This window comes from Pseudodesulfovibrio nedwellii (assembly GCF_027923765.1).
In the GTDB taxonomy this organism is placed as follows: Bacteria; Desulfobacterota; Desulfovibrionia; order Desulfovibrionales; family Desulfovibrionaceae; genus Pseudodesulfovibrio; species Pseudodesulfovibrio nedwellii.
Genome location: NZ_AP026709.1, coordinates 2,970,865 through 2,987,895 on the forward strand (window position 1 = coordinate 2,970,865; position 17,031 = coordinate 2,987,895).

The window sequence follows — 17,031 nt, forward strand, 5'->3', positions numbered from 1 at the left end:
TTGTCACCATCCATTGTGCGGGATTGAGCATGAAAAAGGCGACCTCGAATGGCCGCCTAATTATTTCGAGCACAGTGTGTCTACAATCCGGTTCCTTTGAACAGGGCTTTTTGCAGCCCAAGGCTCCATTGTCCCTTGGGAAATCCGTATTTTACGGCGAAGTTATCTAGGGCCTGTCTTGTTATTGGTCCCCAGTTTTGGTCAATTTTTCCCTTGTAATAGCCAAGGTCGCGCAAACGGACCTGCATGGCTTTAACGTCTTCGGGGAAGACCGGATTCAGGAAAGCAGTGCCACGCCCATACGGGCCTTCGCCGGAGCCTGTTTGAGGTGTTGGCGTTGGAGCGTATGCCGTTTGGGGGCGTGGTGTGCTCGTGGGAACAGGAGGGGCGACTGCGCTTTTTATGGGAGCTGACGGCCCGGAGGCTGACGGTTTAGAGTTGTATCGAGCAACATGATTCCTTTCGCGCAGATCTTGGGCGATACCACTCCCCGGTGTGTAGTAGTAATTGTTGTAAAATCGGTCACGGAGGCTGGACGGATTGAATTTTGCTGCGAACATGTGCACTCGCCAACCATCATAGTCGAGATACGACTCCTGTTTTTTTGCCAAATTGTCTCGCTGCCACTGTGCTTTTTTTCTATCACTCATGATAACTTCAAATTTGGCATCCGCAGGGAGTCGGTTCTTGACGAAGGTCATAACCAAATATTTGTCGATTTTGGCCTGGTCCCGTTGTGGATTAAAACCGTATGTTTTGGCTGCATGGTAAACCGCTCCCCAATCTCCACGAGATTCAATCGGGACAGCCTGGAGAAATGTTTCATACGGGATCATATAGACTTCCAGAGTCATTTTTGATGGAGATGATGTTGCGGCTAGACATTGTGTGATGCTGATTTTGTCTTTTTGAACAGTATATTGAGCCAGATATTGCAGGGTTGCGATGCGTTCATTAGAGTCGAAAAGATGAATGACGCCGGCCACATCAGCCGCATAGTTGTCGCCGATGCCGTAGTTCTGGCCTATGACCGGGATAGCCCCGCCATGTTTGAAATTGTAGAAGTATCCGTTATTGAGACCTTCCATATATGCGTCTGCGCCGGGAGCAAATGAGACGGAACTCGGCCCTTGTTGGTTGGTGAGTTTGGCAGCTACGGCATAAGATACGGCAAGGGCATCCGGCGGCCATTCCACATCTTGTCCCATGACGGGGGAGGCTGTTGTCAGGCATATCAGAAAGCTGAGAGTGAGAATAATCTTTTTCATGGTGGTTTCTCCTCTACCAAAGCTGTGTGTCTTCCTGAGTTGCCTGAGGACCAGGCATACCAAATCCGAAGCCTGAGTAGTCGGGACTCATGTCTCCTGGGGCGTCAGCCGTGCCATCGTGTCCTGTTTGGACACCTCTTGAATTGCGCATGCCCATGGCTGATTTTCCGTAAGCTTTTTTTTCTTTTTCGAGTCTGCGGAGGACATCTACGGAAAGGTCTACGCCTTTCTTGATGCCCTCAATGGTTTTAATGGCTGCGATGATTTCTGGGTTGGATGCAAAGATGAATCCCATGATCATATCCTGAAAGCGGCTTTGTGCTTCATTTTTTGTGTAATCAATGATGGCAACGGCAGCTTTTTCAGCGGTTGTCAGTTCTCGATTGACGACTGGTTGCGGCGGAGTGTCAGTCCATGGACTTTTCCAACCTCGTTCGGGGTCCATTACCGGGACCCCTTCTATTCCTATGGTGGGTTCCATGGCCGGGCCTTTTCTTCCTGATGGTCCTCTCAGAGCAGAACCGTCGCTTCCGCCACCGCCTCCACTTCCTCCACTATCGCATCCGCTTGCAAAGAGTGGTGCAGGTGCAGCCATGAAGAGAATAAGGAGGACACCCGTTAGCCAATATGTGAGTGGTGCAAATCGTTGTGAGAGAAGCATTTGAATACTCCTTGTTGAAGGAAAAGATGCACCGCCTGATCTTTTGACCTTATATGTGCTTTTCATGTCCTGCCCGTACGGGATTTTTCCCTTGAAGGAAGGTTGAAAAAGGGTGGGCAAAGGCGGCCTCGGAGTTGAGACCGCCTTTGCTGGTAATGATTATAGTCCGGTCCCCTTGAACAGAGCCTTTTGGACACCGAGGCTCCATTGTCCTTTGGGAAAGCCATATTTTACGGCGAAGTTATCCAGAGCTTGTTTGGTCAGTGGGCCAAAGTTCTGATCGATTTTGCCCTTGTAGTAGCCAAGTTCTCTCAGTCGGACCTGCATGACTTTGACGTCTTCCGGAAAGACCGGATTAAGGAACGCGCGTCCAGCGCCTAATGGGCCATCTGTAGGGGCGGATTGTATCGCTGCTGGCGCGGGTGCTGCTATTGCAGGGGCAGGAGCTGCCATTGCCGGAGCAGGTGCCGCTATTGCTGGAGCAGGAGCTGCTACAGAAGCTGGCGCCGGAGATGCTGTGGCTGGTGCGGCTGGTGCGGCAACTGCGGCAACGGGAGCCGGTGGAGCTTCGGTGCGGTCTTTTTTCACGTTGGCGAACTCACCGACCACCACGGCTGGGAGATAGCCTGTTGGGTCTTGTTTGTAGGTCACACCCACGTAGAATCTGCTCTTGCTGGAGCCGGGGGTGAATTCGCCACCAGCTATCAGGATACGCCAACCAGAGTCATTGATGGAAATGGCGTCGGCCAGTTTCGTGCCTGCACCATATGCGCGGCTTGTTACTTTCATGGCCAGCGAAGATTCCTGGAACAACCGATCTTTACAGAAGGTCATGATGAAGTACTTGGATTTGATACCGGTTCGGGAACCGTCTTCGCCATAGGTCATGGGTTCGGCATTTTCGATGGCGAACAGATAGTAGTCCATGTAGCTGGTCAGAGTGGAGGCTACAGCCTTGAATGTTTTTTCCTTGACGAAGAATGTTTCGACCCTTGGGAAGTCTGGCGGAATGCCAACCACGACGGATTTGGTGATGTTGACGGATCTTTTCGTCACCACGTATTGGGCGGCGTAGTAGACTCCTGCACGACGGTTGATGACATCTTTGAATAGGAACACACCTTCGAGCATAACCAGAACCTCGCCCTGATTAAGCACGGTGGTTTCGTAACCGGTCACGGCTACGTTTTGGACGTCAAACCCTTCGTAGTCAAATTCCTTTTCACCAACGGCATGGCGGCCAGCAGGGTCGAAGGTGACATTTTCTACCGCGATTTTTCCACCGCGAAGACGTTCGAGGAGAGCGGAGGTAACCAACTTGATGTCATCAGGAGCCTGTTCCTGTTTGACGGGAATGACTTCGGGCGTCTGCACCTTTTTAGGCGGAGGCGGTGGAGGGGTTGAACCCAGACCGTCCATTTTGCAGGCGGTCAGGGCAAGGCTGAACAATACCAGAATCGTGAGAACGGTATATTTGCGCATGTGAATTATTACCTTGTTTTTGGACTCGCGGTGCAAGCGTTAAATCTGAGGCGTGCCGCCGGCAATCGAGCTGGCTGGTGCGGAAGACATGGGGTCAAATGTCGGGTCAGGCGAGTAGTCTGGGACCGAAGCGCGATTCTCTGCGCCCAGTATGTTGGCGGCCTGTTCCATGGCTTTACCGATGGCTTTTTCCGCACCGTAGTCCACACCCTTTTTGGCGCCGTATCGAGCTACTGCCTTGACTGCGACAACCGTGGCACGTTCACGGACTTTTTTTGTGATCGCATTGCGGGCCAGATTGATCCCTGCACGGGCAGTGGTGAAGGCTTTGTCTGCATTCATGGGCGAGAATTTGCCAACCAGACCGGATGCGCCACCGCCGATAACGATGCCTTTGACGATGTCGCCGGGAGTTTTGCCGTCACGGTATGCGTTGGCACCACCGCGAGCCGCGCCGAGCGCCGCTGCTGTCACCCAGCCTACACCGGGTACAAAGGACAGGCCTTCTTGTGAGTATTCGCCAAGTTTATCGAGTACTTCAAGTGTCTTGACACAGGCGTCCAGCATGGCCGCTTCGTTGTTGGCTGCATTGGAGTTTTGTTCGAGAAAGACCTGACGGATAGTGAGAAGATCGCGTTTCTCGATGGTCGAGCCGGTAAAGGCCGTTATCAGGGTGTCCTGTTGTGATGGATTGAGGGTCCCAAAAATGGAGACCAATTCACTGGGTTTCCACGGATCGATTTTTAAATCTTTTGGTGGGCCTCCTACGTCGCCTCCGCCTCCGCCGTAAGCCGAGGCCATGGTCGGTGTAAGGAGCAATGTGAGTGCGAGCAGGGACGCCACGAACCCATGCATACCTCTTGTCGTTTTCAACATGGTTATCTCCCGAGTAGTTATAAGTTATCTGCCGTCTGTAGCCATGGAATTACCCTTTGCCCCCTCCGGGTCGGCAAGTCCCATGGTCCTTTGTATTACGCTGTTGTCCGGCACGAATTCCGGGACCATGGCTGCCAGTTCCGAATGACTGAACCGAAACAGGCGCAGGGCCGGGCTGGATTTCCCATCTTCATCAATGTGTGTGAGATAAATTTCCGTATACGGTGAGTTGCCTTTTGATGAAAAGGCGAGCCAACGAGAATTGGGAGACCAACTGTGCCAGGAGTTCATCAGGTTCATATTAGCCTTGAGCACGCGGGGAATTCCCCCTTCTGCGGGGACAATGACCAATCGACTATCGGGTTGGAGCACCAGTCCTGTTTTGCATTGAGTGAATACGAGCCATTTCCCGTCCGGTGAATATCGGGGAAAGAAGTTGCTCATTCCGTTCTCTGATGCCCCTTTAACCGGGGAGGCTGTGCCTCCTGTCCCGTTGTTGAAAGGGACGGAATAAAGATCAAACTGCATGGGATATTTTTCATTGGTATCGAGAATAGTCTGGGAGGGATCTTCCTTGCGGAGTCTGCCTGCTTCGATGTCAGCCACAAGGGCTGGTTTGACTGAAGCTCTGGCAAACGTCACCCGGCGACCATCTGCGGAGAATGTCGGATTGGTCTGCACCGCTTCAATATTATCCGCGCCACTCAATGGCAGAACTTGTTCTGTTGTGCGGTCGTAGTATGCGATTACCCCAGTGGCCGGATAAAACATTTGGGAGAAATGAAGGTCGTCAAGCATGATGAACGCTGAGGATTCGCCCACAGTAGAGGCTGCATAACGGCCATTTGGAGAAAATGCGGTGAACAGGCCCATGCTGTATTTGGAGGGACCGGGGGCCTTGTAATCGTTCCAGGAGATGACATTGTCGTCAGTGATTGAAACCGTTTTTGATATGTCTACCAAGACATATCCACCCTTGTCGCCTTTGTAATCCATATCCATACCATAGGACTTTCCGTTAGCTGAATAAGCGTGGCAGTTGAAGCAGATGGGCTGATCCTGCAACACTATCCGTGGTTTGGCGAAGGACGAAAGGTCGCCAACAGCCATCTGGCTATCGTGTGGATTGTCTTTGGCTTTTTTGAAAGGTAGCCGCTTTCGAAGGAATCCGATATGCGAGCCAACTGGATCTTCAGATATGGCGAAGGAGGTTTCTCCTTTGGTATTGAGTGTACCGGTTGAGCTTATGCCGTTTACCGATACTTGGACCGGTGCGTTTCCGGCAGCGGATTTGATCTGTTCCCAGAGAAGTTGGTTTGGAATCCAGTATGGAGTGTCCATGACACCACGGCATAAGGAGGTGCCGTTTGTTGACAGGGGGATGAGCCATGTGGTGTTCAAGGCGTCTTTCCAGCGGATTATGGGCGATGCCGCATTCGCCGGGACCAAGGCTCCGGGCAGAGGCTCAAGTACGGGAATTGTGGTGGGCGATTCGTCGGGCGAGAAGGATCCTATCCAGTCTTTGAGGGTTTGTCCCTGAGGAGGCTGGATATCAATTGATCGGAAGAGGGGATATGCAAATATTGGCTGAGCGAAGAAGATAGTTGCCATTATGCAAGCAATGAAAAGAAAGGGAGAATACCGGGAGAAGCTCAGTTGTTTCGTCATAGTATCACCGGGTAAAAAATCTATATTGAGATTTATACAGTAACCCGGTGTGAAAAATATGGCAAGTTTTCCCTCTTTTTACTCGACGCTTGGTCAAGAAAAAGAAGTATGAAAAAAGCACCGAAAAAACGGAATGTTATTTGATATAATTGGGCAGATTCAGAAAAAGATTTGTTGTATAGGATGCCATTTTATCCATGATCCATGGGAAGGCGATAAGTAGGGCTAGAAAGATTGCGACAATTTTCGGGACCATGGTCAAGGTCATTTCCTGAATTTGAGTGGCAGCCTGAATGATGGAAATGATAATACCGACCACCATGCCGATACCGAGCATGGGGAGGGAAATGATCAAGGTCATCTCAATGGCTTGTCGGGCAAAGCCGACCACAAATTCCGGAGTCATACGACGCACTACTCCCAGGGAAGGCTTTTGTGTCCCGTCACTGGAACGTGTTGACCAGAGAACCCACGAGCAGGTTCCAGCCGTCGATAAGAATAAACAGCAAGATTTTAAATGGCAGTGAAATCATGACCGGCGGCAACATCATCATACCCATGGCGAGTAGGATGGAAGCAACGACCATGTCCAGAATCAGGAACGGGATGTAGATCAAGAAGCCGATGGTGAAACCGGTTTTGAGCTCTGAAATGGTGTAGGCGGCAATCAGCATCAGGGTGTTCACGTCCTCTTTGGTCTGGGGACGGTCTTCCTTGGTGATCGAATAAAAAATGGATAGATCTTTTTCGCGGGTATGCTTGAACATGAATTCGCGAATGGGAACCTGTGCTCTGTTCAAGGCTTCTTCAAAATTGATTTGTTCGTTCATGTATGGCTGGAGCGCGGTGTTGTTCACAGCCTTGCCCACGGGCATCATAATGACCAGTGTCATGAATATGGCCAACCCTGCCAATACCTGGTTGGGCGGCATCTGCTGCGTTCCCATGGCCTGACGAATGAAGTGAAAGACGATGATGATGCGGGTGAATGACGTCATGGTCAACATGATCGCCGGAGCCATCGACAGGACAGTGAGCAGGAACAGAATTTCGAGCAGGGTGGACACTTCCGCTGGGTCGGCCTGTCCTGCGGCTAGTTCCATGGTCAATTTGGGAATGGTCGGAGCCTGACCGAAAGCCAGAGCCGGGAGGAGAACGCCTGCCAAAGCGATCAGGATGAGTGCCGTTATCCGGCCCCTGTTACTCCTCATTGTCGGTGCTCCCTTTCAGGAATGCTGCAAAGCTTTTTACTGGTGTGATAGGTCCTTGTTGCGAATTGTCCGCTTCTTCTTCACTGAGCAGAGATATGCCGTTGTCGGTCACACCAAGCAATAAGTCCTTGTCGCGGTATCGGACTACGGCCACAGATTGACGATTGCCGAGCATGAGTCGGCTGATCAGGCGCGGTCCGTTTTGACCGGATGTAAATGCGGCAGGGACACCTAATCGTTTGAGTAGGTAGTAGGCCAGAAAAATGACGCCGAGCAAAAGAAACAGATAACCGGCAGTGGTCAGGATGGTTGTCCCGGAATCCACGGCTGGCAATTGCATTGGTGTTGCCACTGTTTCTACGACGGTCGTGTTAGCCAAGTTGCTTTACTCGTTCGATGGGGCTGATGATGTCCGTCAGCCGGATGCCGAATTTTTCGTTGATGACAACAGCCTCGCCGCGTGCGACCAGTTTGCCGTTGACGTAAATTTCAAGAGGTTCGCCAGCCAGTTTGTTTAATTCCACGACTGACCCCTGTCCCAATTGGAGCAGCTCGTTAATGAGCAATTTTGTGCGACCAAGTTCAGCGGAAACTTCCAGAGGGATATCCAGAATGAAGTCCAGATCGCGTTTGCCCGAAGAGCTTCCGGCTTTGGCATCCGGTCCCATGTCGGGGAGCTCGTAGTCATGAGTCTGAGTGGAAAGGAAAGCTTGTTCCTTCTCATGTTTGACCTCTTCCTGTTCGGTGTCGGCCAAGGCCGCTGCCCACTCGTCTGCAAGGGCTTCGTCATCCTGTCCAACGTCTGCACTGCCTGCGTCTGAAGGATCGGTGATGTTTTCTAGTCCACCAAGCGGATCATCAGAATCGACGGAAGCGTCGCCATCGCCATCCAGCAGGGCATCGGCCCATTCCTGTGCAAGTTTATCTTGATCTTCAGCCATATCTCTTACCTCACGAAAAAAGGTGTTCACCAGTAGGGGCTGTCAAAAAAAAAGACAGTCCGAAACGAGAATTGCAAGAAGCGTGCTATTGGATAACCATTTCTGTTATGTAGACTCTGAGCACACTGCCATTTCCGAGAATCTGGTTTAGCCTGTCAGCTATTTCCTGTTTGAGTTCTACTTTGGCTTTCATGGTGGAGAGTCCGTCATACGACTTGCTTGAAAGCAGTAAAAGCAGGGTGTCTTTGACCTTGGCTTCATACTTTGCCAGAGCAGCTTGCGCGTCGGCATCACGAACTTCAACTTCAACACCGAGCTTCAGGTATCTGCGACCAAGCGGATCGGCAAGGTTCACCAGGAAAACCGGTAGTGGGACGAGTTGCCCTTCCAAGTCTTCCAGAGGGGCCTGTGCGTCGGCCATTTCTTCACTGGTGGCATCTTCATCTGGCGCGGCAAAAAACATGGTATATCCGAAGTATCCGCCAACACCCAGAGCTATCAGCACCACGAGGATGATGATCCACTTGAGCATTCCGCCTTTCTTTTTCCCTTCTTCCTGCGTCAGTTCTTCATCAGCCATATCGGCCACCTTTCTTTTCTTGTTGTGACGTTTCTATATCGCCAAATGGGGTATTGTTCCAGACAAAGTTTAGACTACTGGTAGCCACCGATAGGGCGCGCAGTCTTCAACAATATTTCCACACGTCGGTTTTTGGGCGATTCCACAGGGAATCCTCGCTCATTCACCACCGGGAAGTTGCCGCCATAGGCTGACAGCGAAAATCGTTTGTTCGGGACGCCGAGGTCCACAAGATACGCGAGTACGGCCAGTGCCCGGTCTCCCGAGAGTTGCAGCGGGGTTTCCGTGTTGTCGCTCGTGTCGGTATAGCCTGCTACGTTGATTGGTGCCACGGTGTGGGTCATCATGGGAACGAGTCGTGAAATGAGGAATTGCCCTTTGCCTGACAGTTCACTGGTGCCGGGGGAGAAAAGGATGCCGTCGGTGAAGACGAGAGCGACCCCGTCGGGTTTGGCAAGCACATCAAGATTTTTGTCGAGGTCGGATTTGTCGATTTCTTCGGGCAGGACATCGTCCGGGAACAGCAGGTCCTTGATGCGATCTTTTTTATCCAACACTTCCCATGGTTTTTCCATGAGGTCGATAACCATTCGTTCTTTGACTGATATCCGGCCAGAGCCGCGTTTGTCTAGCAGGCCTAAGTCGGCGGTTGTCAGGGTTACGGTGGTCAAAATGGCGTTGTCCATGGAGGCCATGGTCAGGAGTAATACGAAAAAGGTGAGCAGAAGTGTCATCAGGTCCGAAAATGTGATGAGCCAGAGCGCCAAAGGTGCGCAGACTTCCTTTTTCTTTTTTTTACCCATAGCCTATTCCAATTCCTGCGGGGTGGAGACATCGAATTCAAATCCGTCCACCTTTAAGGTGTCGGTGCGCTTTTCTTCAACGGGAGCGGCTTGGATAATTTGTTCGCCCAATTGGTTGGAGCGTTTGTCCAGGACAATGTCCACACGCCGGTTTCGATTGCGATTCTCTACGGTGTTTTGTGGATAATGGGGACGAAATTTACCAAAGGCCTCTATCCTGAGCATGTCAGGACTTAAGCCGTTGTCCAGCAGGTATTGATAGATGGCAAGAGAACGGTTCAGAGAGAGTCGCCAGGAAAGATCTGGGTTCTGTTGAGCGTTGTCGGGTTGATAATCAAGGCCGAGCTCATCTCGGAGTGTTGAGGTGTGCCCGGCGAGAAGCAACGGGTAGCGCACCTGTTGTAACATGGGCAGAAAACCGTTGAGGGTGTCAATGCCTTCCTGAGACAGGGTGGAACCATCCGGCCCGAAGAGGAGTCTGGCGTTGATACTCAGAATTTGGACGAACCGGTTGGAACGGAAGTCGATGTCGTCGTCAATATTTTCCCACTTGAGTTCTTTGAGTGGCTCAAGGTCGCCTGAATCCATGGGGCCGGGTTCAACAGTCTTCTTATTGTCTTTTTTGGAGAATACTTCGTAACTGGCTTCGTTGAAGCCGAATGTGCCGATGATGGAACCAAGGGCCACGAGTTTGCGCCGTTGGTCCACGGTGGACATGGAGACCAGCAGGATGAAGAACGTCAGCATCAGCGTCATGACGTCCGCGAACGTGACCATCCAGGGGGGGATCTCTTCGCAGATGATTTTTTTTTCTTTCTTGGCCATGACGCGGTCCTCGGGCCTTGCGGCAACGTGTCGCTATTCCGAAACGATTCTGTCCTTGGGAGGCAGGTAGCTGTTTAATTTTTCCTCGATGATGCGCGGGTTTTCGCCTTTTGAAATGGAAAGAATCCCTTCCATAATCATTTCACGGAGCAGGATTTCTTCTTTGCTTCGAGCTTTGAGTTTTCCTGCCATGGGATTGAGGACGAGGTTCGCTATGATTGCACCGTACAAGGTGGTCAGTAAGGCGACAGCCATGGCTGGGCCGATGGAAGACGGGTCAGACATCGTTTGAAGCATCTGTACCAGACCGATGACAGTACCGATCATTCCCATGGCCGGAGCCAGTGTGCCGAGGGCTGCCACGACATCCGCACCTGTGGCATGTCGTTCACCAAGGTATGAAATCTCGGTTTCCAGAATTTCCTGGATAGTCTGAGGTTCCAGGCCGTCAACGGTGAGCTGCAATCCTTTGCGCATGTAATCGTCGTCGATTTCCTTGATGAGCGGTTCCAGAGAGAGGATTCCTTCACGGCGGGCGCGGTTGGCGTAATCCTTGAATCGTTCGATGACTTCAGACGGCGCATCTAGGCTGGAAAAGAATGTGTTTTTGATAACCCCAACAACGCCGATGACGTAATTCATGGGGTAGTTGACCAGACCGGCACCGATGGTACCGCCCACAACAATAAGCAGTGACGGCACGGAAACGAAAATGATCAGGCTGGAACCTGTCATGATAGCCGACAGCACCAGTCCGAATGAGAGAACAATGCCAATTATGGTTCCTAGATCCATACCGTATCCTCTGCCTTGGTTCTTATACCTTCGGAGGCCGTGCTCCGAAAATTCGTGTTCCTATTCGTACAAGAGTCGCGCCTTCCTGCACTGCCGGGATGAAATCTCCGGTCATGCCCATAGACAGGTGCGGCAATTGTGTTCCCAGTTGGCTTTCCAGTGTATCCCGTAACTCTCGTAAACGGGAAAAAACAGGTCGAGCTCGCTCCGGGTCATTGAAAAAAGGTGGCATTGTCATCAAACCGACAAGGCGCACGTTTTCCATTTTCATGACTTCATCAGCCAATTCTGGCAAAGAATCTACATTGATTCCAGACTTTTGTGCTTCTCCTGCGATGTTGACCTGCAAGAGTATGTCTTGAACTACATTGAGACTCAAAGCTTTTTTATGCAATGCTTGGGCCAGCTTACGTGAATCCACGCTGTGGACCAGTTCAAATTTCCCGGCCACGAATTTGGCCTTGTTGGATTGCAGCCCGCCGATAAAGTGCCACTTCACACGCAGGTCGGCTAGCTCTTCCTGTTTGTTCAGAACTTCTTGAACATAGTTTTCGCCAAAATCTATCTGTCCACTTTCAGTGAGCGCCCGTATATCCGAAGCAGGGTGCAGTTTTGACACAGCTACCAGCGAAACGTTTTCGGGCTTACGACCTGCGGCTTTGGCGGCCTCAGCCAGTTCCTCTTTCACCTGGGCCGTTTTATCGGCCAATTCAGTTTTTCTTGTGCTCATAACTTATCTATGAATCCCGGGCCTTATACTTCATTTTACTTTATCGGCCCAATCAATATTTAGTTTAATGAATTAATGATATTTTTTTCAATCCCCAGTCACAAACAAAGATATAGCACAGCTTTTCCCGCTGTAACCACCCGAAATTTCGTTGAAATCGGTTCAAGGAGGGAAAGTATAGTTTTATCGGGATTTTATGTCTAGATTTAGTCTATAAACGATTGATTACCACATGGCTCTGGTCGAGATTGAATGAGAGGGATTTTTCGCCCATTTGTCAGGAAGTGGAAATGGGGAAGGAATAAAAAAAGGGCCGGTAAGTTCGGCCCTTTGGGGTACTTTGAGAATGAGCTGTTACGCGGGGGTAACAATCGAATGCACGGTGCGTGTGAGTTCGGCTTCGCCCTGTGCTGCGTAAGCTTCGTAGAGAGACATGATGGTGGTTTGAGAGAAAACGTAATTGCGAAGTTGGTTGAATGGTTTTTTCTTGAGGTCGTTTTCACTCATTTTGTAGTCGCGGACTGCTACTTTTTCCATGATCGGTATAATCCATTGGGCAGCAGGGACGGTCAGCACCCAGTCGTGGTCGCCGAGGTGGGTGACAAATCCCTCCTGGCGACGGGGCAGGGGCAGTGTTTTGCCGCCTTTTGCCAGCAGACCGTGCTTGACTGGATCAACTCCAGCGATGAGCGAAGCTGCCTGAATCCAGCCGACGACCTTGGCTTCATCTTCCGGGGTGCGCGGGTGATTATGCGCACAGGCCTGAGCTACACAGACTTCGGCGGGCAGACCGCGCACAATGGATTCGGCAACACCTAGAGGGTGATGTTCGCCAGTACCGCCTAGTTTCATTTCGGTTCTGGATTTGCCATTTTCATCCCATTGAAAAACCCATGGTTTATGCAGGTCATGAAGAATTTGGGCCGCGATGACCACGTCGCGATCCAGCAGGTAGTCGTATACGCTACGATATCCATCATAGAGGGCCATGGATACCCGGATGTTGAGGTCGGTGTGCGTTGCCAAACCTCCGGGGTAAGAATGGTGGCTCTGATAGCCGCTGCCCGGAGCAGAATAGAACGGCTGGGATGATTTGGAACTGTCGGTCACCGGCGGGAGGAAGTCGGCTTCTTTTACATCCTTGAGTAAGCCCTTTGCGGTCAGTTCTTTGTATATGTTTTTTTTGTTTGATCGACTCATTCCCTTGGTCAGAGTGGGAGCAGGGTTGTCGAGGATCGCTTCCACGCGGTTACGGATATCTGGGTTGCGAATTTCTGCGGCAGCGAGCCGAATGGATCGCCATGATGCCGAAACCGGTGCTGAGGCTTCGGCCATGGAAACAGGATTCATTTCCATACATTCATCCAAGGTTTTACAGGACGGTGCTGCAAGGACAGGATTTGCTATGGCGCTGGCTGCAACGACTGCACCGGCTACAGCTCCGAGTTTCAGGAAGTCGCGACGATTCAAGTGTTCGATAGACATATGGTTTCTCCTAGAATACAGGGGTTTTATTGATGTCTTCTCTATACTTTTTTAGTGCGATAATTGTGTGCCTTCGTCGTGACGGAGTGTGTCTGCGTTGTGAATATTCTGTGAAAAGTGAGGCGGTTGTTACGCTTTGATGGGAGGGTAAGAAGGAGAAATCATCCATTATCTATATTAGAAGGGTTGACGAATTGCCTAATAAGCGTGCATACAGCGCAATCTGACCACCCGGAATGTGATTCGGATTGTCTGATGACCATTATAGCCGGATGGAAAACCGGAAAATTTCTAACAGTCTGTTCAAGAATGCGCGAGTGCCGGGCAGCGAAGCCGCTGTTAAGCGTGATGCAATCGTGAGTTTTTGAAGAGCCTGATATGAGAGAGCCGAACATGTCGAAAGATCTTATTATCGTTGAGTCCCCTGCCAAGGTGAAGACCATTTCCAAATTCCTGGGCAAGAATTTTATTGTCGATGCCTCGGTGGGCCATGTTCGTGATTTGCCCACCCGAGACCTCGGTGTAGACGAAGAAAATGACTTTGCTCCCCGTTATGAAATAATTCAAGGCAAGGAAGATGTGGTCAAACGTCTTCAAGCCGCAGCAAAGAAGGCTGATACAGTCTTCCTCGCCCCTGACCCCGACCGCGAAGGTGAGGCCATTGCATGGCACGTTGCTGAACTTTTGAAGCCGGTCAACGATAAAATTCGGCGTATTCAGTTCAACGAAATTACCTCCCGCGCCGTTAAAGAGGCTTTGGAAAACGCACAGGAACTTAATGAAGACCTGTTTGATTCCCAGCAGGCCAGACGTATTTTGGATCGGTTGGTGGGCTACAAGATTTCTCCCATCCTGTGGAAGAATGTGAAACGCGGTATTTCCGCAGGACGTGTCCAGTCCGTGGCACTCAAAATTTTGGTGGAACGCGAAAAAGAACGTCGGGCTTTCCGGGCTGATGAGTATTGGCCTTTCAAGGTGCTGCTTGAGGGTGGCAACCCACCGCCGTTCTGGTTGGACCTGCATAAGCTGGCCGGCAAGGCTGTCAAACCCGGCGTTAATCATGTCGGCAATCAGGGCGAAGCTGAAAAACTTCAGAATGCGTTGGAAACCGGCGAGTTCAAGGTTGATTCCGTGCAGGAGAAGCAGCGCAAGCGTAATCCTTTGCCGCCATATATTACCTCGACGCTTCAGCAGGACGCCAACCGGCGTATGGGCTACTCCGCCAAGCGGACCATGTCCATTGCCCAGCGTCTCTACGAAGGTGTGGAACTCGGCAAGCGTGGTACCACGGCGCTTATCACCTATATGCGTACTGACTCCGTCCGTATCGCCAAGGATGCACAGGATGCGGCCAAGGAGTTGATCCTTGATCGGTTCGGCGCTGATTACTATCCGCCCAAGCCCCGTCAGTTTAAGACAAAGGGCGGCGCTCAGGATGCGCATGAAGCCATACGTCCGGTTGATGTGACCATTACGCCTGATGACGTGAAGTCTTATTTGCCTTCCGAGCAGCATAAACTGTATCGACTTATTTGGCAGCGTTTTGTCGCTTCACAAATGGCCGTTGCCACTTTTTGGGATACCACGGTTCTCGTGACCGCCCCGGAAACCATCTGGCGTGCCAAGGGAGAACGTTTGCTCTTTGCCGGTTTTCTGGCTGCCATGGACAAGGCCAGCAGCGATGACGATACTGAATTGCCCAAGCTCCACGAAGGTGACGTTCTCGCCCTTAATGAATTGAAGAAGGAACAGAAGTTCACCCAGCCACCGCCGCGTTACTCTGAAGCATCGCTGGTCAAAACGCTGGAAGAGCTTGGTATTGGTCGTCCTTCTACCTATGCGGCGATTATTTCCACATTGCTCGACCGCGAGTATGCCCGTCAGGAAGAAAAACGGTTTGTGCCTACGGAACTTGGTTTCACTGTTTCCGATAAGCTCGGCGAACATTTTCAGGCGCTCATGGATGTGGGCTTTACCGCCCAAATGGAAGGCATGCTTGATGCCGTGGCCGAGGGTAAGAAGGACTGGAAAGATCTGCTGAAACATTTTGGCGATGATTTTTATCCGACCTTGGAAAAAGCCCGTACCGAGATGGCTCGGAGTCAGCAGGTCACGGACATCAACTGCGAGAATTGCGGCAAGCCCATGGCTATCAAGTTCGGCAAGACCGGCGAATTCCTCGGATGTACTGGTTTTCCAGGCTGTCGTACCATCAAGAACTTTACCCGCGATGAGCAGGGTGCCATTCAGGTTGTTGAACGTGAAAAACCCGAAGAGACCGGCGTACTGTGCGAAAAGTGCGGTCGTCCCATGGCGATTAAGCAGTCTCGTCGAGGAGAATTTCTGGGCTGTACAGGCTATCCTGATTGTAAATCCATTGTTAATTTCAAGCGTGATGAAAACGGCAAGATTCAGGTCGTTGAATCTGAAAAGCCCGAAGTTGTCGGAACCTGTCCTGACTGCGGCGGCGAATTGCTGCTCAAGAAGGCCCGTACCGGTTCCCGGTTTATTGCCTGTTCAAATTACCCGGATTGTACCTACGCGGCACCGTTTTCCACTGGCGTTCCTTGTCCGAAAGAAGGGTGCGAGGGCGAATTGGTGGAAAAATCGTCGCGTCGAGGCAAGCTTTTTTATTCTTGTTCAACCTATCCCAAGTGCGACTATGCGGTGTGGAACTGGCCTGTCAACGAGCCGTGTCCAAAGTGCGAGCATCCGATTCTGACCCGCAAGACCACCAAGGATAAGGGCGAACATATTGCTTGTCCCAAGAAGGGCTGCGGATACACTCGTCCTGTCGAGGACGAATAGTCCGGCTTCCGATAGCGGGCCATCTGCACATTTTTCGGGCACAGTTTTAACCCTCAACGTAGCTAGGCTACGCCTCCGGTTAAACTGTGCCCGAGAAAATGCACATCTGACCCATTCTCGAAAGCCTCACGTTGTTGTGTGGCGGGGGTGAAGGGCGCTGCGCTGCTTCGCTTCGTCGGAGTCGGAATGTTTGGAGTGGAGAATTTATAGGGATAATTCATGGCGAACGTATCTCCTTCATATGATGATGTCTTAGCTGCTGCGGAGCGGTTGGGTCGACCCGTGGATGCGGAGCAGGCAGAACTGTTGGCGGTGTATCTGAGGCAGCTGATCAAGTGGAACAAGAAGATGAACCTGGTTGGCAAGTCTGACTGGCGGACCGTTTTCAATACACTTGTGGTGGACTCCTTGTTTTTGGCGGATTTTTTGAAAGGGCTGCCACTTGGCGACAAACCGTTGTGTCTCGATTTTGGTGCCGGAGCGGGGTTGCCGGGGATTCCTTTGCGTGCGTTATGGCAGGAAGGAGATTACTGGCTTGTCGAATTGCGCGAGAAGCGAGCGTTGTTTATGACATCCGTACTCAGCAAGCTCAAATTGCCCGGTACAAATGTCTTTCGCGGTAGGGCAGAAGATGCTTTGGCGCGACTGGAAAAGGGCAGGACAGAAGCAACTGCTGATCTTATCCTCAGCCGTGCGTTTATGCCGTGGCCCAAGCTGCTTGATTTCATTTATCCCATGTTGCGTAAGGATGAAGAGAGGGCTGGTGTTGCGGTCATCTTGTCCAATGATCTGCCTCCCGCTGAATCTGAATTGCCTGAAGGGTGGGTGCTCGGAAATGTCGCGAGTTATCCAGCGGCCCGGGGAGAGCGTTTTTTTTGGTCGTTGAAGGTGCGGTAGA

General features: G+C 51.3%; 18 protein-coding genes. 2 read left to right on the forward strand and 16 right to left on the reverse strand.

Annotated elements, in window-relative coordinates:
• Positions 1-80 precede the first annotated feature (80 nt).
• The 15 genes from SYK_RS13865 to SYK_RS13935 form a co-directional block, all read right to left on the reverse strand.
• Entirely contained in the window at positions 81-1,268 is a 1,188-nt protein-coding gene (locus SYK_RS13865; protein WP_281760869.1) for a peptidoglycan-binding domain-containing protein, read from the reverse strand.
• Positions 1,269-1,281: 13 nt separating this feature from the next.
• The gene (locus SYK_RS13870; protein WP_281760870.1) at positions 1,282-1,863 is read right to left on the reverse strand and encodes a hypothetical protein; all 582 of its coding nucleotides are present in this window, start codon (positions 1,861-1,863) and stop codon (positions 1,282-1,284) included.
• Positions 1,864-2,088: 225 nt separating this feature from the next.
• Positions 2,089-3,411: a peptidoglycan-binding domain-containing protein gene (locus SYK_RS13875; protein ID WP_281760871.1), complete on the reverse strand. Its 1,323-nt coding sequence runs from the start codon at positions 3,409-3,411 to the stop codon at positions 2,089-2,091.
• A gap of 39 nt (positions 3,412-3,450) precedes the next feature.
• Positions 3,451-4,287 carry a hypothetical protein gene (locus SYK_RS13880; protein ID WP_281760872.1) on the reverse strand — a complete coding sequence of 279 codons (837 nt, stop codon included), beginning with the start codon at positions 4,285-4,287 and terminating at the stop codon, positions 3,451-3,453.
• 24 nt (positions 4,288-4,311) lie between these two features.
• On the reverse strand, positions 4,312-5,955 hold the full coding sequence (locus SYK_RS13885; RefSeq protein ID WP_281760873.1) for a TolB family protein: 1,644 nt from the start codon (positions 5,953-5,955) through the stop codon (positions 4,312-4,314).
• 136 nt (positions 5,956-6,091) lie between these two features.
• Positions 6,092-6,361, reverse strand: coding sequence for a flagellar biosynthesis protein FliQ (gene fliQ, locus SYK_RS13890; RefSeq protein ID WP_281760874.1), 270 nt, complete (start codon positions 6,359-6,361; stop codon positions 6,092-6,094).
• 37 nt (positions 6,362-6,398) lie between these two features.
• Positions 6,399-7,166, reverse strand: a complete 768-nt coding sequence (gene fliP / locus SYK_RS13895) for a flagellar type III secretion system pore protein FliP (RefSeq protein WP_281760875.1) — start codon at positions 7,164-7,166, stop codon at positions 6,399-6,401.
• Positions 7,156-7,545, reverse strand: a complete 390-nt coding sequence (fliO, locus tag SYK_RS13900; RefSeq protein WP_281760876.1) for a flagellar biosynthetic protein FliO — start codon at positions 7,543-7,545, stop codon at positions 7,156-7,158. The genes fliP and fliO overlap by 11 nt, the downstream gene beginning before the upstream one ends.
• Positions 7,538-8,107, reverse strand: coding sequence for a flagellar motor switch protein FliN (fliN, locus tag SYK_RS13905; protein WP_281760877.1), 570 nt, complete (start codon positions 8,105-8,107; stop codon positions 7,538-7,540). Before fliN ends, fliO begins: the two co-directional genes overlap by 8 nt.
• An 85-nt stretch (positions 8,108-8,192) precedes the next feature.
• The gene (locus tag SYK_RS13910; RefSeq protein WP_281760878.1) at positions 8,193-8,687 is read right to left on the reverse strand and encodes a flagellar basal body-associated FliL family protein; all 495 of its coding nucleotides are present in this window, start codon (positions 8,685-8,687) and stop codon (positions 8,193-8,195) included.
• 74 nt (positions 8,688-8,761) lie between these two features.
• The gene (locus SYK_RS13915; protein ID WP_281760879.1) at positions 8,762-9,490 is read right to left on the reverse strand and encodes an OmpA/MotB family protein; all 729 of its coding nucleotides are present in this window, start codon (positions 9,488-9,490) and stop codon (positions 8,762-8,764) included.
• A 3-nt stretch (positions 9,491-9,493) separates the two neighbouring features.
• Positions 9,494-10,315 (reverse strand): OmpA/MotB family protein, encoded by an 822-nt coding sequence (locus SYK_RS13920; RefSeq protein ID WP_281760880.1) that lies wholly within the window; start codon positions 10,313-10,315, stop codon positions 9,494-9,496.
• A 33-nt stretch (positions 10,316-10,348) separates the two neighbouring features.
• Complete coding sequence (locus tag SYK_RS13925; protein WP_281760881.1) at positions 10,349-11,110, reverse strand: motility protein A; 762 nt, start codon at positions 11,108-11,110, stop codon at positions 10,349-10,351.
• 22 nt (positions 11,111-11,132) lie between these two features.
• Complete coding sequence (locus SYK_RS13930; RefSeq protein ID WP_281760882.1) at positions 11,133-11,840, reverse strand: YggS family pyridoxal phosphate-dependent enzyme; 708 nt, start codon at positions 11,838-11,840, stop codon at positions 11,133-11,135.
• Positions 11,841-12,194: 354 nt separating this feature from the next.
• Positions 12,195-13,325, reverse strand: a complete 1,131-nt coding sequence (locus SYK_RS13935; RefSeq protein ID WP_281760883.1) for a twin-arginine translocation signal domain-containing protein — start codon at positions 13,323-13,325, stop codon at positions 12,195-12,197.
• Positions 13,326-13,718: 393 nt separating this feature from the next.
• Here SYK_RS13935 and topA point away from each other — a divergent pair, with 393 nt between their 5' ends.
• Positions 13,719-16,133, forward strand: coding sequence for a type I DNA topoisomerase (gene topA, locus SYK_RS13940; RefSeq protein ID WP_281760884.1), 2,415 nt, complete (start codon positions 13,719-13,721; stop codon positions 16,131-16,133).
• A gap of 62 nt (positions 16,134-16,195) precedes the next feature.
• Here topA and SYK_RS13945 read toward each other — a convergent pair whose 3' ends face one another.
• Entirely contained in the window at positions 16,196-16,354 is a 159-nt protein-coding gene (locus tag SYK_RS13945) for a hypothetical protein (protein ID WP_281760885.1), read from the reverse strand.
• Between SYK_RS13945 and SYK_RS13950 the strand changes: the two genes are divergently transcribed.
• Complete coding sequence (locus SYK_RS13950; RefSeq protein ID WP_281760886.1) at positions 16,353-17,030, forward strand: 16S rRNA (guanine(527)-N(7))-methyltransferase RsmG; 678 nt, start codon at positions 16,353-16,355, stop codon at positions 17,028-17,030. The two genes, SYK_RS13945 and SYK_RS13950, sit on opposite strands and share 2 nt — an antisense overlap.
• Position 17,031: the final 1 nt, after the last annotated feature.

What these genes read in the sequence shown, in the direction of transcription:
- SYK_RS13875 (WP_281760871.1), bottom strand. Translation starts at nt 3,411, where the DNA reads ATGCGCAAATATACCGTTCTCACGATTCTGGTATTGTTCAGCCTTGCC.
- SYK_RS13920 (WP_281760880.1), bottom strand. Translation starts at nt 10,315, where the DNA reads ATGGCCAAGAAAGAAAAAAAAATCATCTGCGAAGAGATCCCCCCCTGG.
- SYK_RS13950 (WP_281760886.1), top strand. Translation starts at nt 16,353, where the DNA reads ATGGCGAACGTATCTCCTTCATATGATGATGTCTTAGCTGCTGCGGAG.
- SYK_RS13935 (WP_281760883.1), bottom strand. Translation starts at nt 13,325, where the DNA reads ATGTCTATCGAACACTTGAATCGTCGCGACTTCCTGAAACTCGGAGCT.
- SYK_RS13945 (WP_281760885.1), bottom strand. Translation starts at nt 16,354, where the DNA reads ATGAATTATCCCTATAAATTCTCCACTCCAAACATTCCGACTCCGACG.
- fliP (WP_281760875.1), bottom strand. Translation starts at nt 7,166, where the DNA reads ATGAGGAGTAACAGGGGCCGGATAACGGCACTCATCCTGATCGCTTTG.
- SYK_RS13930 (WP_281760882.1), bottom strand. Translation starts at nt 11,840, where the DNA reads ATGAGCACAAGAAAAACTGAATTGGCCGATAAAACGGCCCAGGTGAAA.
- SYK_RS13915 (WP_281760879.1), bottom strand. Translation starts at nt 9,490, where the DNA reads ATGGGTAAAAAAAAGAAAAAGGAAGTCTGCGCACCTTTGGCGCTCTGG.
- SYK_RS13885 (WP_281760873.1), bottom strand. Translation starts at nt 5,955, where the DNA reads ATGACGAAACAACTGAGCTTCTCCCGGTATTCTCCCTTTCTTTTCATT.
- SYK_RS13865 (WP_281760869.1), bottom strand. Translation starts at nt 1,268, where the DNA reads ATGAAAAAGATTATTCTCACTCTCAGCTTTCTGATATGCCTGACAACA.
- fliN (WP_281760877.1), bottom strand. Translation starts at nt 8,107, where the DNA reads ATGGCTGAAGATCAAGATAAACTTGCACAGGAATGGGCCGATGCCCTG.
- fliQ (WP_281760874.1), bottom strand. Translation starts at nt 6,361, where the DNA reads ATGACTCCGGAATTTGTGGTCGGCTTTGCCCGACAAGCCATTGAGATG.
- SYK_RS13880 (WP_281760872.1), bottom strand. Translation starts at nt 4,287, where the DNA reads ATGTTGAAAACGACAAGAGGTATGCATGGGTTCGTGGCGTCCCTGCTC.
- topA (WP_281760884.1), top strand. Translation starts at nt 13,719, where the DNA reads ATGTCGAAAGATCTTATTATCGTTGAGTCCCCTGCCAAGGTGAAGACC.
- SYK_RS13910 (WP_281760878.1), bottom strand. Translation starts at nt 8,687, where the DNA reads ATGGCTGATGAAGAACTGACGCAGGAAGAAGGGAAAAAGAAAGGCGGA.
- SYK_RS13925 (WP_281760881.1), bottom strand. Translation starts at nt 11,110, where the DNA reads ATGGATCTAGGAACCATAATTGGCATTGTTCTCTCATTCGGACTGGTG.
- SYK_RS13870 (WP_281760870.1), bottom strand. Translation starts at nt 1,863, where the DNA reads ATGGCTGCACCTGCACCACTCTTTGCAAGCGGATGCGATAGTGGAGGA.